Annotated in this window: 24 protein-coding genes and 1 pseudogene; 12 read left to right on the top strand and 13 right to left on the bottom strand. The window is 63.1% G+C overall.

Annotation, left to right across the window (positions count from 1 at the left end; all coding sequences use genetic code 11):
• The first annotated feature begins 24 nt into the window (after positions 1–24).
• The gene (locus OPU71_RS01710) at positions 25–1,347 is read left to right on the top strand and encodes an adenylate/guanylate cyclase domain-containing protein (protein ID WP_267724371.1); all 1,323 of its coding nucleotides are present in this window, start codon (positions 25–27) and stop codon (positions 1,345–1,347) included.
• Here the strand turns inward: OPU71_RS01710 and OPU71_RS01705 are convergent.
• The gene (locus OPU71_RS01705) at positions 1,323–3,032 is read right to left on the bottom strand and encodes a hypothetical protein (RefSeq protein WP_267724369.1); all 1,710 of its coding nucleotides are present in this window, start codon (positions 3,030–3,032) and stop codon (positions 1,323–1,325) included. The genes OPU71_RS01710 and OPU71_RS01705 overlap by 25 nt on opposite strands.
• 182 nt (positions 3,033–3,214) lie before the next feature.
• Here OPU71_RS01705 and OPU71_RS01700 point away from each other — a divergent pair, with 182 nt between their 5' ends.
• Positions 3,215–3,868 (top strand): prepilin-type N-terminal cleavage/methylation domain-containing protein, encoded by a 654-nt coding sequence (locus OPU71_RS01700; RefSeq protein ID WP_267724367.1) that lies wholly within the window; start codon positions 3,215–3,217, stop codon positions 3,866–3,868.
• 47 nt (positions 3,869–3,915) lie between these two features.
• Here the strand turns inward: OPU71_RS01700 and OPU71_RS01695 are convergent, their stop codons facing one another.
• Entirely contained in the window at positions 3,916–5,886 is a 1,971-nt protein-coding gene (locus tag OPU71_RS01695) for a monovalent cation:proton antiporter family protein (protein WP_267724872.1), read from the bottom strand.
• A 90-nt stretch (positions 5,887–5,976) separates the two neighbouring features.
• On the opposite strand from OPU71_RS01695, the gene OPU71_RS01690 reads away from it, so the two are divergent.
• The 6 genes from OPU71_RS01690 to phaP all read left to right on the top strand — a co-directional run bounded on the left by OPU71_RS01690 (position 5,977) and on the right by phaP (position 10,302).
• The gene (locus tag OPU71_RS01690) at positions 5,977–6,981 is read left to right on the top strand and encodes a KpsF/GutQ family sugar-phosphate isomerase (protein WP_267724365.1); all 1,005 of its coding nucleotides are present in this window, start codon (positions 5,977–5,979) and stop codon (positions 6,979–6,981) included.
• A complete protein-coding gene (locus tag OPU71_RS01685; protein WP_267724362.1) occupies positions 6,981–7,511 on the top strand; it encodes a KdsC family phosphatase in 531 nt (176 codons plus the stop codon). Before OPU71_RS01690 ends, OPU71_RS01685 begins: the two co-directional genes overlap by 1 nt.
• A complete protein-coding gene (gene lptC, locus OPU71_RS01680; RefSeq protein WP_267724360.1) occupies positions 7,508–8,089 on the top strand; it encodes an LPS export ABC transporter periplasmic protein LptC in 582 nt (193 codons plus the stop codon). Before OPU71_RS01685 ends, lptC begins: the two co-directional genes overlap by 4 nt.
• Positions 8,086–8,661, top strand: coding sequence for a lipopolysaccharide transport periplasmic protein LptA (gene lptA, locus OPU71_RS01675; protein WP_267724358.1), 576 nt, complete (start codon positions 8,086–8,088; stop codon positions 8,659–8,661). Before lptC ends, lptA begins: the two co-directional genes overlap by 4 nt.
• A gap of 56 nt (positions 8,662–8,717) precedes the next feature.
• Positions 8,718–9,494 (top strand): enoyl-CoA hydratase, encoded by a 777-nt coding sequence (locus OPU71_RS01670; RefSeq protein ID WP_267724356.1) that lies wholly within the window; start codon positions 8,718–8,720, stop codon positions 9,492–9,494.
• A gap of 244 nt (positions 9,495–9,738) precedes the next feature.
• Complete coding sequence (gene phaP, locus OPU71_RS01665; RefSeq protein WP_267724354.1) at positions 9,739–10,302, top strand: TIGR01841 family phasin; 564 nt, start codon at positions 9,739–9,741, stop codon at positions 10,300–10,302.
• Between the two features lie 130 nt (positions 10,303–10,432).
• On the opposite strand, the gene OPU71_RS01660 is transcribed toward phaP, so the two are convergent.
• From OPU71_RS01660 to OPU71_RS01615, 10 genes are all read right to left on the bottom strand, one after another.
• Positions 10,433–11,194 carry a competence/damage-inducible protein A gene (locus OPU71_RS01660; RefSeq protein ID WP_267724352.1) on the bottom strand — a complete coding sequence of 254 codons (762 nt, stop codon included), beginning with the start codon at positions 11,192–11,194 and terminating at the stop codon, positions 10,433–10,435.
• A gap of 70 nt (positions 11,195–11,264) precedes the next feature.
• Positions 11,265–11,807 (bottom strand): hypothetical protein, encoded by a 543-nt coding sequence (locus OPU71_RS01655; protein WP_267724350.1) that lies wholly within the window; start codon positions 11,805–11,807, stop codon positions 11,265–11,267.
• A 9-nt stretch (positions 11,808–11,816) separates the two neighbouring features.
• Positions 11,817–14,459: a type VI secretion system ATPase TssH gene (gene tssH, locus OPU71_RS01650; RefSeq protein WP_267724348.1), complete on the bottom strand. Its 2,643-nt coding sequence runs from the start codon at positions 14,457–14,459 to the stop codon at positions 11,817–11,819.
• Entirely contained in the window at positions 14,456–15,538 is a 1,083-nt protein-coding gene (gene tssG / locus OPU71_RS01645) for a type VI secretion system baseplate subunit TssG (protein ID WP_267724346.1), read from the bottom strand. Before tssG ends, tssH begins: the two co-directional genes overlap by 4 nt.
• Positions 15,535–17,376 (bottom strand): type VI secretion system baseplate subunit TssF, encoded by a 1,842-nt coding sequence (gene tssF, locus OPU71_RS01640; protein ID WP_267724344.1) that lies wholly within the window; start codon positions 17,374–17,376, stop codon positions 15,535–15,537. Before tssF ends, tssG begins: the two co-directional genes overlap by 4 nt.
• Positions 17,373–17,867, bottom strand: a complete 495-nt coding sequence (gene tssE / locus OPU71_RS01635) for a type VI secretion system baseplate subunit TssE (RefSeq protein ID WP_267724342.1) — start codon at positions 17,865–17,867, stop codon at positions 17,373–17,375. Before tssE ends, tssF begins: the two co-directional genes overlap by 4 nt.
• 60 nt (positions 17,868–17,927) lie before the next feature.
• Positions 17,928–18,431: an Hcp family type VI secretion system effector gene (locus tag OPU71_RS01630; RefSeq protein ID WP_267724340.1), complete on the bottom strand. Its 504-nt coding sequence runs from the start codon at positions 18,429–18,431 to the stop codon at positions 17,928–17,930.
• Between the two features lie 38 nt (positions 18,432–18,469).
• Positions 18,470–19,954 carry a type VI secretion system contractile sheath large subunit gene (gene tssC / locus OPU71_RS01625; protein ID WP_267724338.1) on the bottom strand — a complete coding sequence of 495 codons (1,485 nt, stop codon included), beginning with the start codon at positions 19,952–19,954 and terminating at the stop codon, positions 18,470–18,472.
• A gap of 3 nt (positions 19,955–19,957) precedes the next feature.
• The gene (gene tssB, locus OPU71_RS01620) at positions 19,958–20,464 is read right to left on the bottom strand and encodes a type VI secretion system contractile sheath small subunit (RefSeq protein ID WP_267724336.1); all 507 of its coding nucleotides are present in this window, start codon (positions 20,462–20,464) and stop codon (positions 19,958–19,960) included.
• Positions 20,465–20,503: 39 nt separating this feature from the next.
• Entirely contained in the window at positions 20,504–21,196 is a 693-nt protein-coding gene (locus OPU71_RS01615) for a tetratricopeptide repeat protein (protein ID WP_267724334.1), read from the bottom strand.
• Positions 21,197–21,239: 43 nt separating this feature from the next.
• Here OPU71_RS01615 and tssJ point away from each other — a divergent pair, with 43 nt between their 5' ends.
• Genes tssJ through OPU71_RS01600 form a run of 3 tightly spaced genes read left to right on the top strand, consistent with a single transcriptional unit; the run spans position 21,240 to position 24,131 of the window.
• Positions 21,240–21,989, top strand: coding sequence for a type VI secretion system lipoprotein TssJ (gene tssJ / locus OPU71_RS01610; protein WP_267724332.1), 750 nt, complete (start codon positions 21,240–21,242; stop codon positions 21,987–21,989).
• 19 nt (positions 21,990–22,008) lie between these two features.
• On the top strand, positions 22,009–23,355 hold the full coding sequence (gene tssK, locus OPU71_RS01605) for a type VI secretion system baseplate subunit TssK (protein WP_267724330.1): 1,347 nt from the start codon (positions 22,009–22,011) through the stop codon (positions 23,353–23,355).
• Positions 23,355–24,131, top strand: a complete 777-nt coding sequence (locus tag OPU71_RS01600; protein ID WP_267724328.1) for a DotU family type IV/VI secretion system protein — start codon at positions 23,355–23,357, stop codon at positions 24,129–24,131. The genes tssK and OPU71_RS01600 overlap by 1 nt, the downstream gene beginning before the upstream one ends.
• A 127-nt stretch (positions 24,132–24,258) precedes the next feature.
• Here the strand turns inward: OPU71_RS01600 and OPU71_RS01595 are convergent, their stop codons facing one another.
• Positions 24,259–24,564, bottom strand: coding sequence for an ATP-binding protein (locus OPU71_RS01595; protein ID WP_324256022.1), 306 nt, complete (start codon positions 24,562–24,564; stop codon positions 24,259–24,261).
• On the opposite strand from OPU71_RS01595, the pseudogene OPU71_RS01590 reads away from it, so the two are divergent.
• Positions 24,557–24,829: pseudogene (locus OPU71_RS01590) on the top strand (IS66 family transposase); the annotation flags it as partial. The gene OPU71_RS01595 and the pseudogene OPU71_RS01590 sit on opposite strands and share 8 nt — an antisense overlap.
• Positions 24,830–24,979 lie beyond the last annotated feature (150 nt).

The following is a 24,979-nucleotide window of genomic DNA, read 5'->3' as shown; positions in this document are numbered from 1 at the left end:
GGCCGGGGGCGACACACTTGCCGCATGCATGCATCGGCATCCATTTTCCAGCGCCTGCGCAATGCGGGCATCAATCCGGGCGACAGTGAAGAGCTGCGCCTGCAGAAGTCGCTGCTGGTGTTCGCCAGTGGTCTGGTGTCGATTGCCGCGATTGGCTGGCTGCTGATCTACTGGGGCCTGGGCCCGAAGCTTTCGACCACGCTGCCTTTCGTATTGCAGGTGCTGGTTGCCACCAACCTGCTGATTTACGCCTTGAGCGGCAACTTCGCTGTGTTCCGCTTCAGTCAGTTGGCGATCTTCCTGTTCTTCCCATTCATTGCGCAATGGGCGATGGGCAACTTCGTCACCGCATCGGGCGTCATTCTCTGGGGCCTGCTGGCGCCGGTGGGCGCGCTGCTGTGCGCGGGGCCGCGCGAGTCGGTGCCCTGGCTGATTGCCTATCTGTTCCTGACGCTGCTGACCGGCATGTTCGACTTCCTGCTGGCCGACTTCATCGTCACCACGCCCGCACCAGTACCGCTCAAGGCCTCGATGGCCTTCTTCGCGCTGAACTTCGCCACCATCTCGGCAATCATCTGGCTGCTGATGCGCTTTGCCATCGTGGAGCGGCAAAAGGCGCGCGGCGAACTTGAAGACGCTCACCGCCAGTTGCGGATTGAGCAGGGCCGATCGGAACGGCTGCTGCTGAACATCCTGCCGCATCCGGTCGCACAACGCCTGAAGGACGACGACTGCACGATTGCCGACGGCTTTGCCGAAGTCACGGTGATGTTTGCCGACATCGTCAACTTCACCGAGCTGGCCGCCGACATGACCCCGCAGCAGGTATTCGGCATGCTCAACCGCGTGTTTTCGCAGTTTGATGAGATGGCCGAGCGGCACGGGCTGGAGAAGATCAAGACGATCGGCGATGCCTACATGGTGGCTGGCGGGCTCAACACCGAACTGCGCGATCCGTGCGAGGCGGTGGCGCAGCTCGCGCTGGACATGCGTGACTGGCTGGCCGGCGCCGGCGCCCGTGGCGCGAATCCGATCCGGGTGCGCATCGGCATCGGCACCGGCCCGGTAGTTGCGGGCGTGGTGGGCAAGAAGAAGTTCATTTACGACTTGTGGGGCGACACGGTGAACCTTGCCAGCCGGATTACCGGCGAAGGCGCACCGGGCTCCATCCAGTGCGATGCCGCCACCTACGCGCGGCTGCGTAACCGCTTCAACTTCGATCCGCCGCACATTGTGCCGATCAAGGGCAAGGGCACGGTGGTCGTGCACCGGCTCGCTTCACGCCACGAGCTGGAGCGCGATCCGCCGCAAACGGATGGCGCTCAGGTGGCGTCAGTCTCGGGCTGATCGCGTTCGATCTGGAAGCTCACCGCGCCATCGCGGTTTTCCACCAGACGCACCCGCCACCCCATCAAGGTCGCCTCGCGGGCCACCTGCAACAAGCCAACACCAAGCCCAGCCTCGGAACTCACCGTTTCCCGCGTGAGCCTCGCGGCGCGCTCGGGCGCAATCGCGGCGCCATCATCGGACACCCGCACCGCGGGATGCCCGCGTTGCTCGAACAGCGTCACGCACGCTTGCGGAACCCCGCGCGCGCCGGCCTTGTCGCGCACGTTCTGGATGCAGTTGTCGACGAAACGGTCGAACAAGCCGGCCGGGACGAACTGCCCTTGGCCCGCCTCACCTTCGCACCGCACACCATGGAGCCGCGCACGCAGCTGCGCCCACCATGCCGCCAGGCTCTCCTGCGCGCATTCTTCAAGGCCCGGCTGCCGCAGTTTTTCAAGCGTGAGTTTCAGGCGTGCCGCCAAAGCGGGCAGCTGCCGCTGGATCAGCGCACGCGTACCTTCCGGGTCACGCCCGAAGCCCACCTCGGCCGCGAACAGAATGGCTTCGAAAGACTGCAGCAAGTTCTTCACGTCGTGCGTGAGCCGCGCGCCGGTCTCATGAATTGCCCGCAGATAGCCAATCTCGGCCAGATCGCTCGCCTGCCGCCGGGCACGATGGAATTCGGCCAGAATCTTGACCATCAAGTCCCAGCGCCACAGCGTGACCGCATCGGCACTGCCGCGGGTCTGCAAAACCACCTCCAGATCCCCGTGGGCGATCCGCGTTTGCTGGCGCCCGGTCTTTCCGCACTGTCCGGCCGCGCCGCCGGCCACGCGCCACTGCACCCCGGCAACATCCGGGAGATCAAGCATGCGCTGGCCGGTGGCCGCAAGGAACGCATCTGCCGAGCTGGCCCGACGCGCCTCTTCAGCCACCTCTGCCAGCCATTCCTCCAGCGGCAAACCGCCTGCAAGTGCCCGGCGCGACAACAACAAGGCCATGCCGGCATAGCCGCCGCGCGGGTTCCACAACCAGCCCAGCAGAAGCAGCACAGCCGCCACCGACGCTACCGACTTGAGCAATGCACGCTCGTAGGGCTCACCACCGAGGAACATGAACGCGAGCGCCGTCAGCACGATGGTACCAACGGACAGCACGGCGCTTGCCGCAGCGGCAAAATCCGGCAAAGCCGGACCACGCCGAACCCGCTTTGCAACGGCCGCAATCGCCACCAATACCACCGCAACATAGCCGGCATTGCAGGCAGCACGCTCGAGCAGCCGGCGCACATCCGGATCGGTCGGCGCCCCGCTTGGCACCACCCAAGCGAACAAGACCAGCACCAGATAGCCAAACCCAAGCAGTTCAGGCAGACGATCTCGGCGTGCGCTTCGGGTTGCCGCCTGTGCCACCACCAGACCGGCAAGCATGCCGATCCACACCGCCAGACTGATCCAGCCCAGCAACCACTGGAAGGCCGCCAAACCCAGCGCCATCAGGAGCAGCGGCACCGCCTCGATCCTGCGCTCGCTCGATACAACCGGTTGCCAGAGCAGAAAGGCCCCCAGATGTGCGGTCAGCAGCATTCGGCCAATCATCCCTTCGAAGCCCGCCACCATGGCCATCTGCAGACATGCCAGCATGATCGCCAGGGCATAGCCCGGCATGCGGGCCGCGTCGCGCCAGACGCGCCACTCAAACATGCCGCCTCACCCGCTTCGTCGAAAAACGGTCGCCAAACCGTCCAGATTCAGACAGCCCGGACCTCTGCGGCCGCTCTGCCGGTGCAAAATGGCTCGAAATCAATGACGAGCGCAGCCCCAAGCGCATCGGCACACTTCCTGCATGGCAATTCGCATCAACTGTTGTCACCTGGAAACTCATCATGAAACGGCAAGCCGGCTTCACGCTCGTTGAAATCGCGATTGTATTGGTCATCATCGGCCTGCTGCTCGGCGGCGTGCTCAAAGGCCAGGAGCTGATCGAAAGCGCCAAGGTCAAGAACATCGCACAAGACATGCGCTCGATCTCGGTCGCCGTGCTGACCTATCAGGACAAATACCGGGCACTGCCGGGCGATGACCGTGGCGCGGTGGCGCGCTGGGGCGCAGGCACGTGCGACCCCGCCACGAAGACAACACAGGGCAATGGCCTGATTGATAGCGGCTCGTTTGCCGACAACGCCGCAGGCGCGGGCGGGACGAAATCGGAACCGTCCTGCGTTTGGGACCATCTGCGCCGCGCGAATTTGCTCACCGGCGATCCCGGGGCCGGGAACCCGACTCATGCGGATGCCGGCGTATTCAGTGTGGTCAGCGCGAGCACAAGCGCCGCGATTACCGACACGCCGGGCACGCTGATTGTTTGTGGCACCAATATTCGCGGTCGCCACGTGGTTCCGCTTGATGCGATGCTGGATGATGGCGTGGTTCACACAGGCGCGATGCGCGCGATCAAAAGCACCACGGCAGGCCCCTCCGCGGCTCAGTCCGGGGCAATCGATGAGGGCGCGGGATTCCTCGTCTGCATGGGCTTCTAAGCACCCAACACACCGGAAACGGGCCACGTCAGTGGCCCGTTTCCATTTCAAGCCCCCTGCAACAAACGCGCTTCGGCAAGCGCCAGAGCCTCAGGCGTTCCCAGCAAGACCACCACATCCCCTGGCTCGAACACCAGATCCGGCTCAGGGTTCAGCGCGCGGATGCCACGGCGCCGCACCGCTGACACCTTGGCGCCGGCCTCTGGCAAATCCAGTTCGGCAATCGAACGGCCGATGCTCCCGGCACCTTCTGCCAGCGCAACCGAGTGCAAGCGTTCGAGCGTCGCATCCGGGTCATCGGCCACATCAGAGCGCCCATGGAAGTAGCCTCGCATCAACGCGTAGCGCTGCGAGCGAATGTCGCGCACCCGCCGGATAACGCGCGAGAGCGGCACGCCGGTAAGCGCCATGGTATGGCTCGCGAGCGTGATGCTCGTCTCGAAGATATCGGTCACCACTTCCGCCGCGCCGGCGGCGGTGAGCTTTTCAAGTTGCGCCTCTTCGCCGGCCCGCACAACCACCGGAATATCCGGCCGCAGTTCGCGCACCAGATCCATCACTCGGCAGGCAGAGCCAACGTCGGCGTAGGACACCACAACCGCCGCGGCACGCGATACACCCGCCGCAATCAAGGTTTCGCGACGAGCCGCATCGCCATACACCACCGTCTCGCCGGCGGCGCCGGCATCGCGCACGCGATCCGGGTCGAGGTCGAGTGCCACATACCCAACCTCTTCCTGCTGGACAAAGCGGGCGATCAGCTGGCCGGTGCGGCCATAACCGCAGATGATGACGTGCCGCTCGGTCGTCATCGACTGCACCGCCACGCGCGTCAGCTCCATCGAGCGCAGGAGCCACTCGGATTTGACGAAACGCATCACCAGACGGTTGCTGGCCTGAACCAGAAACGGCGCAGTCAGCAAGGACAGCACCACCGCCGCAACCGCCGACTGAATCAAGGCTTCGCTGCCCAAGCGGTTCACCGACATTTGCGAGAGCAGCACGAAGCCGAATTCGCCCCCCGCGCACAGCCAAAGCCCGGTCCTCACCGCATTGCCGGGCGTCGAACCAAATAGCCGCGCCGCCCCGACTACCACGGCAAACTTTGCCGCCAGCATCACAAGCAAGAGACCGATCACGAGCGGCAGATTGCCCAGAATCACCCGCGCATCAAGGAAGGTACCCACGGTGACGAGGAAGAGCCCGAGCAGCACATCGCGGAAGGGCTTGATGTCCTCTTCCACCCGGTACCGGTATTCGGTTTCCGAGATCAACATGCCGGCAATGAAGGCGCCCAGGGCGAGCGACAAACCAAAGCGCTCGGTTAGCCAGGCCAGCCCGAGTGTCACCAGCAGCACATTGAGCATGAAGAGCTGGGACGAGCGACGCCGCGCAACCAGCAGGAACCAGCGCCCAACCAGGCGCGGCCCGAAATACAGCACGGCCGAAAGCAGCACGGCGGCCTTCAGCGCGGCCAAGGCCAGCAGTTGCAACTGGGCCTCGGGCGGCTGCGACAGCGCGGGAATCAGCACCAGCAAAGGCACGACCGCCAGATCCTGAAACAGCAGCACGCCCATGACCATCCGGCCGTGCGCCGCATCCAGTTCCATCCGATCGATCAAGAGCTTGGAGAGCAAGGCGGTCGAAGACATCGACAAGGCCCCGCCAAGCACCAGCGCCGCCCCCGCCGGCACCCCAAGCAGGCTACCCAGCGCGAGCGCCAGCAACATGGTCGCGCCAACCTGCGCAGCGCCCAAGCCGAACACCAGGCGCTTCATGCTCAAGAGGTGAGGCAGCGAAAACTCGAGGCCAATCGTGAACATCAGGAACACGACGCCGAATTCCGCCAGCGCCCGCGCGCCCGCCTCATCGGGAATCAGGTTCAGGCCCGCGCGGCCGATCAGGGCGCCCACCGCCAGATAGGCCAGCTCGCCCGGCAGGCGAAAGCGGTTGAACAGCATCACGCCGACCACCGAAGCGGCCAGCAAAAGCAGCACAAAATCAAGGGTATGCGTCAATGGCATCAGCGTCGCGTTTCGCCTGGCGCGGCCTGAGGCCGCAAAAACCCGTCTGATATAATGAAAATCTAGTGTAACCGCAGCGTGACCATGCAAGAAACCAAGCCACAAGCCGTTTCCCGGGCAACCGACGAGCAATTGCTCGCCCTCGGTCGCGAAGTGCTCGCGATTGAAGCGGACGCCGTCAGCGCGCTTGCGCGCAAGCTCGACGCCAGCTTCGTGGCCGCCACGCGAATGATCCTCGCGGCACAGGGCCGCGTCATCGTGACCGGCGTCGGCAAGTCCGGGCACATCGGACGCAAGCTTGCGGCGACCTTCGCCTCAACCGGCACACCCGCCTACTTTGTGCACGCCGCAGAAGCCGCTCACGGCGACCTGGGCATGATCACCGGCGGTGATGTCGTGATTGCCTTGTCGAACTCGGGCACCACCGCGGAAGTGCTGACCATCGCACCGTTGATCAAGCGCCATGGCGCGCGCTTGATCGCAATCACCGGGAATCCCGCTTCGGCCCTCGCAAAACTCGCCGACGTGCACCTCGACGCAACGATTGAACGCGAAGCCTGCCCGCTGAACCTCGCCCCGACGGCCAGCACGACCGCGGCGCTGGCTCTGGGTGACGCCCTTGCGGTGGCACTGCTCGACGCACGCGGCTTCGGCCCCGACGACTTTGCGCGCTCGCATCCGGGCGGCGCACTGGGGCGGCGCTTGCTGACCCGCGTGTCCGACGTGATGCGTACCGGTGATCGCATTCCGCATGTGCGCGAATCGGCCAGCTTTGGTGAAGCGCTGCTTGAAGTCACGCGCGGCGGCATGGGCATGACGGCGATCGTCGACGAAGCCATGCACGCGATCGGCATCTTCACCGACGGCGACCTGCGCCGCCTGCTCGGCGCGCAAACCGACTTCCGCGGTCTGAGCGTGGCCGACGTCATGCATCGCTCGCCGCGCAGCATCGGCCCGGATCAACTGGCCGCCGAAGCCGCCGCCACGATGGAACGCGCCCGCATCAACCAGATCCTCGTGCTCGATGAATCGGGCGTGCTGGTCGGCGCACTCAACACCCATGACTTGATGGATGCCAAGGTAATCTGATGACCCGAGCCCGCGAACGCGCCCTGCGCCTGAAACTGATGGCCTTCGATGTCGACGGCGTCCTGACCGACGGCACGATCTGGTTCACCGCCGAAGGCGATGTAATGAAGGGCTTCTCCACCCTCGACGGCCACGGTCTGCGGATGCTGCAGCAAGCCGGCATCGAGCTGGCCATCATCACTGGTCGCCGCTCCAAGGCGCTTGAGCAGCGCTGCGAAAACCTGCAGATCACGCGCCTCTACCAGGGCGTTGAAGACAAACGCGCCGTGTTGCGCGGCTTGCTGGCCGAACTCAAGCTCGATGCGAGCCAGGCCGGCTACATGGGTGACGATGTGGTCGACCTGCCAATCCTGCGCGCCTGTGGCTTTGCCGCCACCACGGCCGATGGGCATCCGCTCGTGCGCCAGCATGTCGATATGGTGAGCAGCCGCCCAGGCGGCCGTGGCGCGGTGCGCGAAGTCACCGACTTCATCCTCGAAGCGCAGGGGCAGCTTGCCGCCTTCAACGCGCGGTATCTTGCCGACGAATGAAGCGCGCCTGGACTTCGCTGTTCCCGGTGCTGCTTGCCGCCCTGCTCGCAGGCACGGCGTTCTGGCTTGAACAGTATGTGCGCTCCCAGGCGGCGCGCCCGGACGGCCGCTTGCGCCACGATCCGGACATGATCGCCAGCAAACCGGTGCAGGAGCGCTTTGATGCGACCGGGCGCCGTCTCTACATTCTGGAAGCCGCCACCGCGCGTCACTACCCGGACGACGAAACGACGCATGTCGAAGACGCCAAGCTTGCGCACTTCGGCAAGCCGCAAACCCTGCACTTGAGCGCGCGGACCGGCGAAGTGTCCGGCTCTGGCGACCAGGTGAAACTGGTCGGCGACGTCCGTGGCCGGCGCGACGCGGCCGAGGGCGCCCCCGAGATGACTTTTGAAACCAGCGAGATCCTGATTCGCCCGAACGAAGAGAAAGCAACGACCGACAAGCCGGTGCGCATGACACGCGGCGCCTCGGTGCTTGACGGCGTGGGGCTCGAAATTGACCAGATCAACGGCACCGCGGTGGTCGGACAGGTACGCGCCACGATCTACCGGAACAGACAAGGAAGCGGGCAATGACACTCGCAGCACCGTCACGTCAGGCAATCTGCCTGGCACTCCTGGCCTTCACCCTCTGCGGCGGCATCGCCCGGGCCGAGCGCGCCGACCGCGACAAACCGGTCAATGTTGAGGCCGATCGCGTCACGGTGGACGACAAGAACAAGGTCCAGATCTTCGAAGGCCGCGTCAAACTCACCCAAGGCACCCTGAGCATCCTCTCCGACAAGGTTGTGGTAACTCAGGATATTGAAGGCTTTCAGAAAGGCGTTGCGACCGGTGGTCAGGGCGGCCTCGCGCGCTTCCGCCAAAAGCGCGAACTCAAGGATGAATGGGTGGACGGCGAGGCCGAGCGGATCGAGTACGACGCGAAGACTGACCTCGTACAGCTCTTCAATCGCGCCAAAGTCAGAAGCGGCAAGGACGAGGTCGACGGCCAGTACATCAACTACGACGGCTACAACGAAACCTACCTCGTCACCAATGGGCCCAATGCCACCGTCGAGCCTAACGGCGAGTCGCGCGTCAAAGTGACGATCCAGCCAAAGAAAACAGCGCCTGCGGCCAAGCCGGCCAACAGCACCGGCCGCTGATCGCGGGGATGTTGCCGTGCCGGGGGGCATGGCAGCGCCAACCATCAGGGGGGAAGATGGACTACCAGACCATCCTGGTCGAACGCCACGCGCGCGTCGGCCTCATCACGCTCAACCGCCCGAAGGCGCTCAACGCGCTGAATGATCAACTGATTGACGAACTCGGCCACGCCCTTGCAGGCTTCGAAGCGGATGAGGCAATCGGTGCGATCGTCATCACCGGCTCGGACAAGGCGTTCGCCGCCGGCGCCGATATCGGCGCAATGGCGGACTGGGATTACATGGACGTCTACAAGTCCGACTTCATCACCCGGAACTGGGAAGCCATCCGCCGCTGTCGCAAGCCAACCATCGCCGCGGTCGCAGGCTTTGCGCTGGGCGGTGGATGCGAGCTGGCAATGATGTGCGACATCATCATCGCCGCCGAGACCGCGCGCTTCGGCCAACCCGAGGTCAAGCTCGGCATCCTGCCGGGCGCGGGCGGCACCCAACGCCTGCCACGCGCCGTTGGCAAGGCCAAAGCAATGGATCTGTGCCTGAGCGGACGGATGATGGACGCCGCCGAGGCCGAACGTTCCGGCCTTGTTTCACGCGTGATCCCCGCCGATCAGCTACTTTGCGAAGCGCTCGATGCCGCGCAGGCCATCGCCAGCCATTCGCTGCCGGTGGTCATGATGATCAAGGAGTCAATCAACCGCGCCTACGAAAGCAGCCTGTCCGAAGGCCTGCTGTTTGAGCGGCGCGTCTTTCATGCCGCCTTTTCGCTGACCGACAAGCGCGAAGGCATGGCGGCATTCCTGGAAAAACGCGCCGCGAAGTTTGTCCATCGCTAGATCAGCCGCACGCGATTGGCATGCGGCAGGGCGCCAATTCGGATACAAGCCGGGGCCCGAAGCGGGGCCAGAAGTCGTCGCAATTTCTTAATAAAATCAACACACAAGACGATCTCCAAGCTCACTGCCACAATAGATATTGCACCGCAGCAAAAAACGCTTGACGGGCGAGGCGGCCCGCCTATAATCGGAATTGTTGCGGTGCAAAATCTTTCGCCCTGAGTCTTTCCTAGGAGATCACATCATGTTCGCTACCCCTGAACAATTCGCTGCGTTCAACAAAACCCAAGTTGAATCCCTGCTGAGCGTTGCCAACACCACGTTCGCCACCGTTGAGCGCCTCGCCAACCTGAACATCACTGCCGCTCGCGCACTGATGGAAGACAGCCTCGCCAACGCCAAGACCGTACTCGGCGCCAAGGACATTCAAGAGCTGATGACCCTGCAAACCGCGCTGGCCCAGCCGATGGTTGAAAAATCGGTAGCCTACTCGCGCAGCGTGTACGAGATCGGCGCACAAGCCCATGAAGAGATCTCCAAGCTCTTCGAAGGCCAGCTTGCAGAGATGAACAAATCGGTTTCGGCCAGCCTGGATAAGGCCGCCAAGTCGGCACCGGCCGGCTCCGATGTCGCGATCGCCGCAGTGAAGTCGGCCATCGCCGCCGCCAACTCGGCTTACGACAGCCTGAGCAAGGCCACCAAGCAAGTCGCTGAGATCGCTGAAGCCAACGTGACCGCCGCGACCGACGCGACCGTCAAGGCCGTCAGCGGTGCAACGCCGGCCAAGGCAACCAAGAAGGCTGCCTGATTCCGGCAAGGGCCGCACCATGCGGCCCCGGTTCTGCCCTCCATCGGGCGTCGCGCGACAACGCGATGCGTGACGTCCGACTTAAAGCCGCAGCGCAACCCTGCGGCTTTTTCTTATTGTGCGCCGGCTACTAGCCCGCTGAACCCTGCCCGAGTGGCCGGGTTTCGAACCCGCGCTCGGCGAGTGCGGCGCGCATCACGTCCATGGCCGCCGCAACCTGATCTGGCGCCCCCTTGGCGCCCAGTTCAATCTGCCGCCGACCGCCCGGAGCGTGCGCATTCGGGAGACTGAACACCGTCACCGCAAAGCGGCTCTGAAGCTCGCGCATCAGATCGGTAATCTGGCTTTCTTGCGCATCGAACACCCACATCGAATCCTCAAGATAGGGCTCGGCGTGGTGAAGCGACTTGAGCTGCCCATCGAGCACCCACTCCAGCATCGGCCAAGCCATGACCGGGAAACCGGGTACGAAATGGCCGTTCGCCACGGAAAAACCTGGAATCCGGTTGTACGGGTTCGGAATGATGTGCGCGCCCGCCGGGTAGGTGCCCATCTCAAGCCGGTTCGGCGTGGTCTCGTCGCCGAAGCGCGCCCGGATCTCGGCCTCGGCTTGCGGATGCAGCGCCAATGGCAGGCCCAGCGCAGCAGCTGCGCACTGCCGGGTGTGGTCGTCTGGCGTTGCACCGATGCCACCAAACGAGAAAAAGACATCGCCGCTTACAAAACAGTCGCGCAGCGTCCGCGTCAGGCGCTCCGGGTCGTCACCACACAAGCGCGCCCAAGCCAGGCGAAGCCCACGCGCCGCAAGCATTTCGATGGACTTGCTCAGATGCCTGTCCTGACGGCGCCCCGAGAGTATCTCGTCGCCAATGATCAGAATGCCGATAGCCATGCGAAAACATCCTCATGTTCAATCGGCAGATCATACGCTGCGACGGCAAACGGCCTGAAACCGACTCGCCTCAGGCCGTGACGGTGAACTCCAGAACCCGCTTGACCGATCCGCCAGCAAGAAAGACCCGCACCGGCTTGCCGCAGTCAAAGTAGCACCCGAATCCCTGCTCGCCGCCCTGCTCCACGCGCATGAACGGATCCACCCGCAAAACAAGCTCATGGTCGGTCACCAGAACGCCTTCGAACACCACACCCACCGTGGGTTTGCGTGCAAACAAAGCGTTGCGGAAAGTCGGCTCCGAATGAACCCGGTGCCGCTCGCCCTGGGCCAACGCAAAACGGTACAGATCCGTGGCGCCCTCACCCAGCGCGCCCCAGGCGCCATTGCGCACACCTTGCAGCAGCACCGACAGGTACGAAGACAGACTGGCGGACACCCGCTCTTCCTGCGAGGGCGCACCGAGTCGATCAAGCGCCGAGGGCGTCAGCACCCCGAGGAAGCCGCGCCCCTGCCCAAGAACTGCACGTCCATCACGGAAGACCAGGCCCGGCAGTACGGTCGGGCCGGCATCAAGGTATTGGGCATGCGGCAAATCGAACATCGTACTCACGAGCACTCCTCAGCTGATCTTGTAGGTAAAGCCACCCTTCTTGCTGACGCCGACCTTGATCTTTGCAATCGCGGCGCCTTCGGCCATGCGCGTCAGCACGCTTTCAGAAATCTCGGGCAGCAGCGTGCCGCTGAGAATGTTGTCCACGTTCCGCGCGCCCGAATCCGCTTCGACACAGCGGGCGAGCACCGCCTCGATCAAAGCCTCGTCATGGCTGAACACCGCCTTGTGGTTCTCGGCCACGCGACGTGCAATACGCGCGAGCTTGAGGCGAATGATGCTGGCCAGCACATCGTCCGAGATCGGGTAGAACGGCACAACGCTCAAGCGGCCAAGAAAGGCGGGCTTGAAGGCCTTGTAGAGCTGCGGCCGGATCGCGTCGAGCAAGGCGTCAGGCGCCGGAATCTCGTCGGCCGGTTTGTTGATGCAGGCCGACATCAGGGTGCCCGAGGCCACGTTCGAAGTCAGGATGATGATGGTGTTGCGGAAGTCGATCTCGCGGCCCTCAGCGTCGTCCATCACACCTTTGTCGAACACCTGGAAGAAGAGCTCCAGCACATCCGGATGCGCCTTCTCCACTTCATCGAGCAGCACGATGCTGTAAGGCTGCCGCCGGACTGCCTCAGTCAGCACGCCGCCCTCGCCGTAGCCGACGTAGCCCGGGGGAGAACCCTTGAGGCCAGAGACCGAGTGCGCCTCCTGGTACTCACTCATGTTGATGGTGACCAGACTGCGCGCACCGCCGTAAAGGATCTCGGCCAGCGCGTGGGCGGTCTCGGTCTTGCCGACCCCTGAGGGGCCGACGAACAGGAAGACGCCCTTGGGCTTGTTCGGATCTTCAAGATTGGCCCGCGCGGTGCGCACCCGTTGCGCGATCGCTTCAAGAGCATGGTCCTGGCCAATCACGCGTTCCGCCATGGCCTTGCGCAGGCCCAGCACGGCCTTGATTTCGTCCTTGACCATGCGCCCGAGCGGAATGCCGGTCCAGGCCGCGATGATCTCGGCCGCGGTACGGCCATCCACCTGTAGCGGCACCAGCGGGTTTTCACCCTGCGTCTGGCTCAGCCGCGCCATCAAGTCGGCCAGTTCTGCGTGGCGCGGATCATCGCTTGCTGCGCCATCCGCCAGCGCCGACCGCAGGGCGAGGATCTGCGACACCATCTCGCGCTCTTGCTGCCATTGCGTTTCGAGTCCCTGCAGGCTCGCGGCAAAGGCATCGCGACGTTGCGTCAGCTCTTCACGGCGCGACGCATGCAAGAGGCCAAGCGCGCCTTCGCGTGTCAGGCTCGCCAACTCGGTATCGAGCCGCGCGATCTGTTTGCGCAAGTCGTCGATCGGGCCTGGGGTGGCGCTCTGAGCCAAGGCAACACGCGCGCAGGCGGTATCGAGCACGCCAATCGCCTTGTCGGGCAATTGGCGGCCCGTGATGTAGCGGGCCGAAAGCGTCACCGCTTCCGTGATGGCCTCGTCGAGGATGCGAACGCCGAAGTGCCGCTCCATCAGCGGCGCCATGCCGCGGAGCATCGCGCAGGCAAGCTCGGGGGTGGGTTCCTCGACCTTCACCACCTGAAAGCGCCGGGCCAGTGCCGCGTCTTTTTCAAAGTACTTCTTGTACTCGCCCCAGGTCGTCGCGGCGATCGTGCGCAACTCACCGCGCGCCAGTGCCGGCTTGAGCAGATTCGCAGCGTCATTCTGGCCGGCGGTGCCGCCTGCGCCAATCATCGTGTGGGCTTCGTCGATGAACAGGATGATCGGCGTCGGGCTCTTCTTGACCTCATCAATCACACACTTGAGCCGGTTCTCGAACTCGCCCTTGACGCTGGCGCCAGCCTGCAGCAGGCCCATGTCGAGCGAATGCAGATTCACGCCCGCCAGCGGCGGCGGCACATCGCCCGACGCAATGCGCAGCGCAAGTCCTTCGACCACCGCGGTCTTTCCGACACCCGCTTCACCGGTGAGGATCGGATTGTTCTGCCGACGGCGCAGCAGGATGTCCATTGCCTGACGGATCTCGGTGTCGCGCCCGATGACCGGGTCGATCTTGCCCTCCGCCGCACGCGCGGTAAGGTTGGTCGTGTACTGGTCGAGCGCCGGCGTCGGCGAGCGCTTGGCGCCTTCTTCCAACGCGAGATCCGCCACCTCGGGCGCCGCGTCTTGGGTCGCCGCAGCTTGGGCAGCCTCAACCGAGCCGGCCGACAGCGCGGTCAGATCGTGTTTGAGCGCATCAACCGGGAACTTGGCGAAGAGCTTCGACGCACGGTAGGCCATCTGGGCCAGCTTGCGGTCGGAGAGCAAGGCGTGCAGCAGATGCGCGCTGCGGATTCGCGCCTGGGAATCATCGATTGATGCGATCAGCCAAGCCGCCTCAAGCAGTTGCGGAATCCGCTCGGCGAAGACCGGGGTGCGGGTATTGCCTGTCGGCAGTCGGGCAAGCTCGGCTTCAAGATCATTCAACAGCGCCTGCAGACTGATGCCGGAGCGATGCGCGATCACGGCCAGGTCACTGTCGGCCTGTTCGCCGAGCGCGACGAACAAGTGTTCGATATCCACTTCATAGTGGCCACGACCCATGCATACGCCTGCGGCGCGCTCGGCAGCCTTGCGGCAGGTGTCGTTCAGTTTTCCGATCAGGACTTTGAGATGCGTACTCATATTGGGCTCGTTGAAGGTTGTGCTTGCCCGCGCATAAAGCCGGGCATGAAACGATAGGTGGCGTCGTCGGGGTCGCGTTCAAAGCTTTCGGTGGCGAGCCAGCTGTCCCAGCCCAGGCGCCCGCCACCTGCAAGGCCCACCTTGAGCGCTTGGACTTCACGCCGATCGAGCAACACGCGCACTTCGACTTCGATGGTCGGACCCAGAACCAGGCCCAGCAAGCGATCCAGCGCGCGCGCCGAAGCGCCGCCCGGCATGAACGCCAGAAATGCAGAACGCGACAGTGGCCCGACTTCGATCTGGATGCGCGAATCCCGCTGATAAATGCGGGCGCCGCAGACGGCATCGACCCCCAGGCTGGCATTCGCAAGCCCCAGTTGCGCGAGGCTCTCGTCCGGCAGCCGGAACCATTGCCCAACAAAGGGCACAAGGCGAACGGACGCAGCGAAGTAGTCCGACAGGACGGCGGCAATCGACTGCGCCGAGCGCGGCGCGGCGCGCAGGATGCTCGCGTAGTAGGCGATCGTCTCGTCGTAGAGCGATGCATCCGAACCGTCGTCCAGACGTTCTTGCAAAGCCGGCGCACCGGCACCCGCCAGCGCCAGTACTGTCGGGAGGTAACGTGAGCGCCCCTCCGCTTCGAACTGAAAGTGCGGGCGGTATTTTTCCCAGGCACCGAAGTACTGCACAGCACTGCGGTTGGCGAATATGTCGAGGAATGCACGCGCAGCACGATCGCGGTGATTGACCTCGCGCTCCAGCAGGCGCTCGGTGTAATGCTGGGGCAGGACACCCTGATTTCCCGTCAGGCCAATGAAGGCTGGGGTGAGCTTCACCCGCGTGACAGGCGCGTCCGCAGTCGTGCTTGCAGGAGAGATGTCTTCAAGCTTTTCGATCTCGCTGGCGGGAAATGAAAGCGCCAGCGAGTTGCCAAACTGCACGCGATCGCCCAGCGCGTCGCTGGCCCGCATGTCGCGCCCTGCCAGGTGACGCCGCAACAGACGCACCGCCTGGAAGAATCCGACACGTTGAGGCTTGGCGAACAGTCGCCCGATTGCGCTGCTGAACCTTGCCTTCACACCAGCACCACATCCCCACTGCGTGGCTTGCAGGCAATCAGGACCTCGCCACTGCGCGTGGATCGCACGCGCAGCCGGGTGAAGCTGTTGAGGTGCACGTACAGCGCAAAGAAGTGCTCAAGCACGGCGGTGAACAAGCTGAGCCCGACCCCGACGAAAGCCTGTTCATCGACCCCGATCTCGATATCGACCCCACGCACGAACGCCGGGAAGGGATCGCCTGGCAACATGGCGCTGGCGGGTCGGTGCTCAATCGTCTTGAGTCCATCGAGCATGCGCTGGTTACTGGCAGCGCGGCTCGCGTTATAGAGCCCGAATGTTTCTCTGAGCGCTTCAAGACCATTTTCAGCAAGCGACAGGCGATTGAGCGACAGGTGCGAGATCAGGCGCCACAGCCCCTCGTCCTCAGTGCGGAATCGGTAGGTCGGCGTCGGCCGCCGCAAGAACGCGATGCGCCTCGCGATGGAGCCGCCCTCAATGAAGAGGTCACCTTCAGGCAGCCCGTAGGGCAGTTGCGACGGCAAGTCACGATTGGTTGCCGTCACTTCGATGCTCAAGGTCTCGGTGCGCTCTTCCTCGAGGTCTTCGGTCGAGTCGACCAAGGCAATCTCGTACTCGTAGCCCGGCGACACGCTTGCCACTTGCGCATCGCGGCGCAAGTGCCAGTAGCGCCCCTCACCGGCGGGCGTTTCTGCGTGGCGCAGGCCGTAAAACGGCCGAAACTCGGAGATCCGCTCCCCCCTTGCGCTCTTCTCGACCCGAGACACGCGATTGACCGAGTACAACTCGAACGAAGCCGCGCGGCGTGCATCCACCACCAAGGGGTAATCGGTGCGGCTGTGATCCAGACGAATCGGTTCGGCGTTGCGTTCGAACAGATTCACAACCGGTGTGCAGCCCATCGCGAAGTTCGCGGACGACACACGCTCAAGCAGCGCAGGCTGCAATTCGGTTGCGCCGCGCCCAAGGAAAAACTTGATCTCAAACCGCGTCGTACCCGGCGGCAGGGCTGCGCGAAGCGCCGCAAAGTCCAGATCGAAGAAGTCGAACTTGGCCGGAAAGAGGAAGAACTCGGTCAGCAGGCGATACGCAAGTTGCGATCGCGCGTCGTAGTCGAGCAGGCCTTCATCGATGCCGAACCCCACAGGCTGAACCACATCGCGATTGAGCACCTGCCAGGCATTCTGTTCGGGCGAACCCACCGCAATCCCGCGCAGCGACGAGAACAGTGCCTCACGCAGGTGGCAGACCAGCGAAGGCTCACCATCCAGAAACAGTCTGAGGCGATCGAGCCTGAGCGCGTTGAGCGGGTTCGCCGCGCTGCTTGACTCGATCGTCAGCGTCAGCGCGCAGGATGTATCCGGCGGCACTCTCAAGCTTCGCCCAGAGATTACCGGCTGCTCGAAGCCAGCCGCCGCAATCCGTATCGGCGCCAAGGTGACGTCGTAGGCGGTGCGAAAACGGCATGCCACCCCGCCCGAAGCACGCGTAGACAACGAGGTGCCGCGCGGCAGGCTCACGGGCTCGGAGAGTTGCGCGTCGGCGCCGCCCATGTCGAAGCGCGCGATCGAACAGGAAGGCAGAGGCTTGAGGTAATGCGGCGCAATGACGCCAAGCAGGCTCTCGGTCAGTTCAGGAAAATCGTCATCGAGCTTCTTGTGAACACGGGCCGAGAGCAGCGCAAAGGATTCGAGCATCCGCTCGATATGCGGGTCTTCGCAGGTCTCGCCAGAAAGCAAGAGACGCGAAGCGATCTTCGGGTAGCGTTCGGCGAACTCGCGCGAATGACGCCGCAGGAAGGTCAGTTCCCGCTCGTAGTAAGGCAGCAGATCGTTCATACCACCGCCTGAAGGGTGCGACGACTGCTCGCAACCAAGTACTGCTGCGTGCACGGTTGCAGCACCGCATCAAAGCCAACCGGCTCGGCGGTGGGCGGAACATGCAGGACAGCCTGAATCGTGAAGTTGAGGCGGCCCACGCTGCGCTCGTCGCCTCGCAACCCGACAATCACCCTTTTGAGGCGCGGCTCGTGCTGGAGGATGGTGCGCTCAAGCGTGGCGCAGATACGCGCGCGATCAGCCGGATTCGCCAGGCTCAGACCAACGAAATCGGTCATGCCGAAACTGGCAAGCGAACGCGACGCCTCGGGATATACGGCAAGCGAAGACTCACGCAGACCGCAACGACTGTTGAGCAGCGATTCCAGATCGCGCGCCACGCTGTCCTTGAGCTCCTCGACAGACCAGCGGCGCAAGGGCGCAGGATCATCGCCGCGATGAGGCGCCTCGTCGAACAGTCGCTCAAACAGCGTGGGATTGAAACCTTTCATGGCGCGCTCATCTCATGCAGCGCACTGCGCCGGGCGTGCCGGCGCAGTGCGACCACTTGCTTAGACTTCGTAGCTGGCGGAGTTCTTGGCCAGACTCCACTTGGCAACCTTGTTGCCCTTGGTGCCGCCCTTGATGTCCTGCGCGGTATAGGTCCACTGCACAGCGGCGTACTTCAGGGTGAAGGTTTCGGTGGGGATGCCCTCGCCTGCCACCGATGGCGTCACCGACGCGATCAGCACATGCTTGAGCTTGATCTCGAGATACTTGACGCGCTTGTCGCCGTCAGCACGCATGAAGTCGATGGTGACTTCGTCGAAGGTGTGGCCCGCGGAACAGCCTTCCCACAACCGCGGAGAGGTCAAGTCCATGTCCTTCACGAAGATCATCTCGCCATGCTCGCAACGTTCGGCGGTATGGCCACCGGAGGTCGATGCCGTGGCCGAGCGTGGTTGACGAATCAGGTGGCTCCATGAGCTCACTTCGATCCACTCTTTGTGCTCGCCATCGCGCGACTCGCCCTTGACGTCGTACTTGCCTTTGAACTGCAGGTAAATGTCTTTCACTTATGGCTCCTTCAATACTCGGGGTAGAGAGTTACGAATTACGCGCCTGCGGATTGAGGCAGCTCGGCCACCAGGCGCAGTGAAACCGTGAGCTCATCCAATTGGAAGTGCGGGCGCAGGAAGGCGACCGCACGATAGACACCCGGCTTGCCCGGGACCTCGGAGACCTGCACCGACGCCTCACGAAGCGGGAACTCCGCCTTGGCTTCCTGCGACGCGCCATCGTCGAGCAGGACATACTGCGCAACCCAGCTATTGAGATAGTTTTCAACATTGCCGGCCGAGGCAAAGCTGCCGATCTTGTCGCGCATCATCGCCTTGAGGTAATGCGAGATACGGCAAACGGCAAAGATGTACTGAAGCTGCGCCGACAACACCGAATTGGCATTGGCCGCATCCGTGTTGTACTTCTTGGCCTTCTGGGCCGACTGCGCGCCAAAGAAAGCGGCGTAGTCCGTACCCTTGCAATGCACCAGCGGGATGAAGCCCAGATCCGAGAGCTCCTTCTCGCGGCGGTCGGTAATCGCCACCTCGGTCGGGCACTTGAGTGCCACTTCACCTTCGTCGGTCTTGAAGGTATGCGTCGGCAAGTCTTCGACCAGACCGCCGCCTTCAACGCCGCGGATCGCCGCGCACCAGCCGTACTTGTCAAACGCATCCGTAATGCGCGAAGTGAAGGCGTAGGCCGCGTTCACCCACAGATACTTGCTGTGATCGGTCCCATCAACGTCCTCGACAAAATTGAAACCCTCAACCGTCGTGCCGTCCTTCGGGTTGTACGGAAGGCGCCCAAGGAAATGCGGCAGGGTCAGCCCGACATAGCGGGCGTCTTCAGACTCGCGGAAGGTCTTCCACTTTGCATACTCGACGGTATCGAATACCTTGGAAAGATCGCGCGGCTTGCCCAGATCGGTAAAGCCTTCCAGACCGAACAGCTCCGGCGACGCGGCAGAAATGAACGGCGCGTGCGCCGCAGCCGCCACATGCGACATCTGCTCGATGAAGTACATGTCTTCTGGCTGGCGGCTGATCTCAAAGTCGCCCAGCAGGGTTCCGAACGGGGCGCCACCAAAGGTGCCGAATTCCTCTTCGTAGACCTTCTTGAAGAGCGCGCTCTGATCGAACTCGATCGCACCGCGAAAGTCCTTCACCAGCTCACGCTTGGTCGCGTTCATCAGCTTGATCTTGAGCATCTGGCCGGTTGAGCTCTGTTTGCACAGGTACTCCAGACCACGCCAGGACGATTCGAGCCTCTGGAACTCCGGCGCGTGCATCACAACCGAAAGCTGTTCGGAGAGCATCGCGTCAAGTTCTGCAATGCGCGCATCAAGCGTGGCGGCAAGGTTCTCCGACATCACGACGGTGCCGCTCATGACCTGGCTGACCAGCTCGGAGATCAGGTCGCGGGCACGATCGTGTTCGACCGAAGACCGCGCGACGCGGCTCTCGGACACGATCTGATCAAGCAGACTGGTTTGCGCCTCGACGGCTTGTTGCACATGGGCGACGGACGGTGAATTCATGGCTTACTCCTCCACCTTGGCTTCGGCGCTCAGGGCGGCGAGTTTCTCGGTGCTGTTGAGCACGTCTTGCAGAATGTCTTCGAGCTTGTCGTTGCCTGCGAGCTTGTTGCGCAGATCTGCAAGCTTGCTGCGAGCCTCCAGCAGCTTGCGCAGCGGGTCGACCTGCTGGACGACGGACTCGGGCCGGAAGTCTTCAATCGACCGGAACTTCAGATCGACAGCGAACTCGCCGCCTTCCGCCGTCAAGCGGTTGTCGACGCGATAGGCTGCGCGCGGCTCAAGCCCTTGCATAACATCGTCAAAGTTGTCGCCGTCGATATTCACAAATCGACGATCACGCAAGCGCGGCTGCTCGATCTCGGACTGGCCGGCGAAGTCGCCCACCACGCCCACGACGAAGGGCAGTTCCTTCTGCTCAACCGCGTCGCCGCGCTCCACCTCATAGGTGAGTTGGACGCGAGGCGGGCGAACGCGGGTCAGTTTTTGCTGAACGCTGTCTTTCTTGGCCATGGTGCTTTTTTCCTGTTCGGTTCGTCTGGTGGGGGGCGGTTACTTCAACGCGCCGAACGGGTCGGCGGAGGCTTTGGCGGGCGCGGCAGGAGCCTTGGCGGCCGGGGCTGCCGGCTTCGCCGGCGCCGTCGACACGGCCGCTGCGGGGGCAGCGGATGCGGCAGGCGCCGTCTGAGCAACCGGCGAAGCCTGCTTGGCGGACGCGGTACGCGACTTCTTTTTGGTCTCGCCACTTGGCGCAACCGGAACAAGAACGTCTTCCTTGATCGTCTCGCGCAGCGTGCGAGCCAGACGCTCCGCCTCGCCACGCGTATCGCCGCCAAGTGCGACGCCGCCGCGCAGCTCCTGAATATTGCGAACCGCGATACGCAAGCTCGCAACCAGGGCCAAGCCTTTGGCTTGGGTGTTGTTTGCATCGCGCTGGACGGCCTCTTCGGCGGCGGCGATCGTGCCCGAGTAGTTCCCCCGGTCAAATTGCAGTTGTGCCAGTCGAACCCACGGCGCGGGGTCAGTCGGATTAGCCTTCGCAGCCCCTTCAAGCATCGCCTGTGCTTTCTGCACGTCACCCGAACTCACAAGCTCATCAACGCGCTGTTGAACCGCTGCGACGTCCTTGAACTGATCGAGTTCAGAGACTTGCGGCGTGGTGGCGCAAGCGGCAAGCAAGAAGGCTGCGCAAAGCGGAATCAATCGCTTGCCGCCCAGCACGCGGCGTATGTATTGGTCATTCATGGTCGGCTCCCTATCTTGGTCTTGAGTGCTCGTGTGCGGCTTCATGCTGCACTTCACACCTTGCCCGCATATCCCGTTGGCGTATGCGGCATGGGTGGTACTCTACGAACAAGGAAACACGCTTTCAATGACGATGCCATACGCACTGTGCAGTTCTTCCGCATCAGCAGGCAGTCGGTCGAATCCCAGACTGGCTGTAGCAGCGCTCGCGCTGATGATGTGCGCATGCAGCACGACCGAGACCGCGACCATGGTCGGATCGGCTGCAGATAGCGCGCTGAACAGAGTGGGACTCAAACGCGCAAGCCTCGACTCAACAGAAGGTTTCGATGAAGTCCCGCTGCGCATCCACGCCGCGCGTAACCTGAATGCAACGACGGACGGCAAGGGAACCGCGCTGGTGCTTCATGTTTACAAGCTGCGCAGCGCTGACGCCTTCCTTGCGATGTCGGCCGATGCGGTTCTGCAGCCTGGTAAGGAGAAAGAGGCGCTCGGCGCCGATTTAATCGAAGTCCGCGAACTGATATTGACGCCCAACCAGAAGCTGGAGCTGAAGGAGAAGGTCAGCAGGGAGGCTTCGTTTCTTGCAATTGCTGCCGGGTACCGAACGCCGGCGCCGATGCGCTGGCGAGTCGCCTTCGAGCGCGCAGCTGCGGCGAAGAGTGGTGTGCTGTTGGGCGCACACGCATGCGCGCTGAGCGTCAGCGCCGGGGCGACAATCGGCTGGGCAGAAGATCAACCCGCCCGCTTGGCAGCAGCCCGATGTGGCGCAGCTCCCCAAGAATCGAAGTAGCCGTATCAGGAGAAGCATTTTGACTTCAGCAGCAAAAGTCTTGTGGGGAGAAGGCCTCTTCCTGCGGCCGCAGCACTTTCAGCGCCAGGATCTTTACCACGAGACCCGCCTGGCGGAGTTGAGCCGGACGCTGCACCCCTATGCCTGGGGTTTTCGAAACCTGCGAATCGACAAAGAAGCCCTTGCAAGCGGCATCCTCCGGCTGGACGAAATCCGCGCCGTCTTCCCCGATGGTGATTTCTATGCCGCGCCGGACGCGGACGAACTCCCCGATCCAGTCAACCTATCGCAACGAGAGTTCTCGAGCGACGCGATCACTTTTCATTTGGCGCTCGCGCATCTGCGGCAAAGTGGCGGCAACCACGCGCAGCCCGGCGACAACCGAACCAACGCACGGTTTCGCCCCGCAAGCGAGCACGCGCCTGACCTGTTTACCCGCGCAGCCGAAGCGGATGTGATGCTGCTGCGAAAGCAGCCGCGCTTGCTGAGCGAAAACGATGCGCTTGAACAGTTCGTAACCTTGCCTGCCGTCAGAGTGCGCAAGACGTCGACCGGCGGCTATGAACTCGATCCGAGCTTCATGGCGCCGGCCGCGTCGATCGACGCACTCCCAACCCTGCTGGCAATGCTGCGGCGCACCCTCGACATCCTCCAGGCAAAGTGTGCTGCGCTGTACGGATTTCACCGCGAACCCAGCCGCAATATCGTCGAGGTGCGTTCAGGTGACATTGCGTCGTTCTGGCTGCTCCATACGGCAAGCAGTGCATACGCGCGGCTCAGTCACCTGTTCCGGCACCCTCGCCTGCACCCCGAACGCCTGTTCGAGGGCTTGCTCGAAGTCGCCGGCGCATTGATGACGTTTTCGAAGAGCTACACCCTCGATGACCTGCCAAGCTACGATCACCTCGCTCCGGCGCCATCGTTCTTCAAGCTCGACCGAATCATCCGCGAACTGCTTGAGACGGTCATCTCCACTCGTTGCGCAACCATCACGCTGAACGAGACCAAGCCCTCGTTCTACGTCGGGCGCCTCGACGGCGAAAAGCTCAACGAAGGTACGAGCTTCTACCTGGCGGTGTCGGCAGATATGCCGCCGCCCGAACTGGTCGAGGCGGTTCCGCTAAGGTTCAAGCTGGGCGCGCCGGATGACGTCGATAAGCTGCTGCTCTCTGCGATGCCCGGGGTAAAGATCACCGCCGCCCCCCAGGTCCCCGCCGCAATACCCGTCCGGCCGGGCAACTACTACTTCTCAATCGAGCCAAGCGGCCCGCTCTTTGAGCGCATGCTGCAGGCCCAGACGATCGCCGTCTATACGCCATCTGGATTCCGAGACCTTCGGGTCGAACTCTTTGCGCTGGTGCAATGATGACTCCCAACAGCCCTCCCTCTCTCTTTGGCGACGCTGAGATGCGACGGCGTCCCGCGGACGCCCCGCGCCAGTCAAAGACCCTCGCCGATCTGATGTATGACGGCTTCTATCTCATGTTCCTGGTGCGAAACCGCGCCGCGCCAAACGATGCCGACGCATTCAGGAATCGGCTCAAAGAGTTTCTGGACGAATTCGAGCGCAACGCCAAACGGGTCGACATTCCGACCGAAGATATCTTCGCCGCCAAGTACGCCTTCTGCGCAGCAATGGATGAACACATCCTCTCGTCGCGCCTGTCGATCCGCGACAGCTGGGAACGTCAGCCGCTGCAGCTCGCGTTCTTTGGCGACCAGCTCGCAGGCGAGCGCTTCTTCGAACGCCTTGAAGGGCTCAGAGCAGAAGGGACGGCTCGTCTCCAATCCCTGGAGGTCTACCACCTGTGCCTCCTCCTTGGGTTTCGCGGAAAATACCTGCTCGAATCGCCCGAGAAGCTCGGCTACCTCGTTGGCCGGCTCGGAGACGAAATCGCCCATTTCAAAGGCAAACGCCCCGGCTTCGCCCCGGACTGGGCGGCACCCGACTCCATTCGACACGCCCTGCGACGCAACATACCGCTCTGGGCCGTGTTAAGCGGCTACGCCTTCATCGCAATGCTCGTGTTCGCGGGCCTGCAGACGTTGATTACCCGCAACACAAACAAAGAACTCGAGCAGTTCAGCGACATCGTCAAAGTCGCTCCGAGGCAGGCGCACGTCACGATCAGCTTGCCGTGACATCACATGGCGGGTTCCCCGGACGCATACGGGTAAGTGTCCGCCCAACCCGTCTTGACGCGGTACAGGGGCACGCTGTCCGACGTCAATTAGATTTGACGGTGGCGACAATTAAATCTGCAGCCGTTTAGCCGACCGCCGCGACGGCGGCGGTGCGTGCTTTCTGTGATGTACCGGCCGCTTGAGTGCGGTAGCTGTCGACGGCCATTAGATCGAGCACGACGCTGTGATGCACGCCCCGATCGAACGCCGCCATGGTTGTCATCGGGTCCTTGAAGATGCGTCCCCATTCGGAGAACACGAGGTTCGTGGTGATGACGACGCTATTGCGCTCGTAGCGCTCGGCCAGCAGCGTGAATAGCACTTCCATCTCGTCGCAGTCGTGCTGAACATAGCCGATGTCGTCCAGAACGATGCACTCGAAGCGGGCCATCGACTACAGCCTCAAACGCTGGGGCGCGCTCACGCGCTATCTGGCCGACGGGGCGCTTCCGATCGACAACAACCGCGTCTAGAACGCGATCCGCCCGGTCGCACTCGGACGCAAGAACAGCCTCTTCGCCGGCAGCCTGCACGCGGGCCAGCGGGCCACCGCCGTGATGAGCCTGGTGCAAACGGCCCGGCTCAACGGGCACGACCCCTACGCCTACCTCAAGGATGTGCTGACGCGCTGTATCCGTCCGGCGAACCCATCTTGAGCCAGCGTCGGCCGGCGTGAAGGATAGTGTCCACTAAGAAAACTGGTGGACACCATGCAAGAGTGAATCGCCCCGGGTTTTGAGGAGGCTCCCACTCTTGAGAAGATGGAGCCATGAAGAAATCGAACAAGTTCTCGCCTGAGGTTCGTG

The organism is Niveibacterium sp. 24ML (genome assembly GCF_026586805.1).
In the GTDB taxonomy this organism is placed as follows: domain Bacteria; phylum Pseudomonadota; class Gammaproteobacteria; order Burkholderiales; family Rhodocyclaceae; genus Niveibacterium.
This window is presented reverse-complemented; position numbering and strand designations above follow the sequence as displayed.

Coding starts and splice junctions, on each gene's coding strand:
- OPU71_RS01615 (WP_267724334.1), bottom strand. CDS start 21,196: ATGAATGACCAATACATACGCCGCGTGCTGGGCGGCAAGCGATTGATT.
- OPU71_RS01670 (WP_267724356.1), top strand. CDS start 8,718: ATGGACTACCAGACCATCCTGGTCGAACGCCACGCGCGCGTCGGCCTC.
- OPU71_RS01690 (WP_267724365.1), top strand. CDS start 5,977: ATGCAAGAAACCAAGCCACAAGCCGTTTCCCGGGCAACCGACGAGCAA.
- lptA (WP_267724358.1), top strand. CDS start 8,086: ATGACACTCGCAGCACCGTCACGTCAGGCAATCTGCCTGGCACTCCTG.
- OPU71_RS01600 (WP_267724328.1), top strand. CDS start 23,355: ATGACTCCCAACAGCCCTCCCTCTCTCTTTGGCGACGCTGAGATGCGA.
- OPU71_RS01705 (WP_267724369.1), bottom strand. CDS start 3,032: ATGTTTGAGTGGCGCGTCTGGCGCGACGCGGCCCGCATGCCGGGCTAT.
- tssJ (WP_267724332.1), top strand. CDS start 21,240: ATGCTGCACTTCACACCTTGCCCGCATATCCCGTTGGCGTATGCGGCA.
- phaP (WP_267724354.1), top strand. CDS start 9,739: ATGTTCGCTACCCCTGAACAATTCGCTGCGTTCAACAAAACCCAAGTT.
- tssC (WP_267724338.1), bottom strand. CDS start 19,954: ATGAATTCACCGTCCGTCGCCCATGTGCAACAAGCCGTCGAGGCGCAA.
- OPU71_RS01710 (WP_267724371.1), top strand. CDS start 25: ATGCATGCATCGGCATCCATTTTCCAGCGCCTGCGCAATGCGGGCATC.
- OPU71_RS01685 (WP_267724362.1), top strand. CDS start 6,981: ATGACCCGAGCCCGCGAACGCGCCCTGCGCCTGAAACTGATGGCCTTC.
- OPU71_RS01660 (WP_267724352.1), bottom strand. CDS start 11,194: ATGGCTATCGGCATTCTGATCATTGGCGACGAGATACTCTCGGGGCGC.
- lptC (WP_267724360.1), top strand. CDS start 7,508: ATGAAGCGCGCCTGGACTTCGCTGTTCCCGGTGCTGCTTGCCGCCCTG.
- OPU71_RS01700 (WP_267724367.1), top strand. CDS start 3,215: ATGAAACGGCAAGCCGGCTTCACGCTCGTTGAAATCGCGATTGTATTG.
- tssB (WP_267724336.1), bottom strand. CDS start 20,464: ATGGCCAAGAAAGACAGCGTTCAGCAAAAACTGACCCGCGTTCGCCCG.
- tssE (WP_267724342.1), bottom strand. CDS start 17,867: ATGAAAGGTTTCAATCCCACGCTGTTTGAGCGACTGTTCGACGAGGCG.
- tssH (WP_267724348.1), bottom strand. CDS start 14,459: ATGAGTACGCATCTCAAAGTCCTGATCGGAAAACTGAACGACACCTGC.
- OPU71_RS01595 (WP_324256022.1), bottom strand. CDS start 24,564: ATGGCCCGCTTCGAGTGCATCGTTCTGGACGACATCGGCTATGTTCAG.
- tssF (WP_267724344.1), bottom strand. CDS start 17,376: ATGAACGATCTGCTGCCTTACTACGAGCGGGAACTGACCTTCCTGCGG.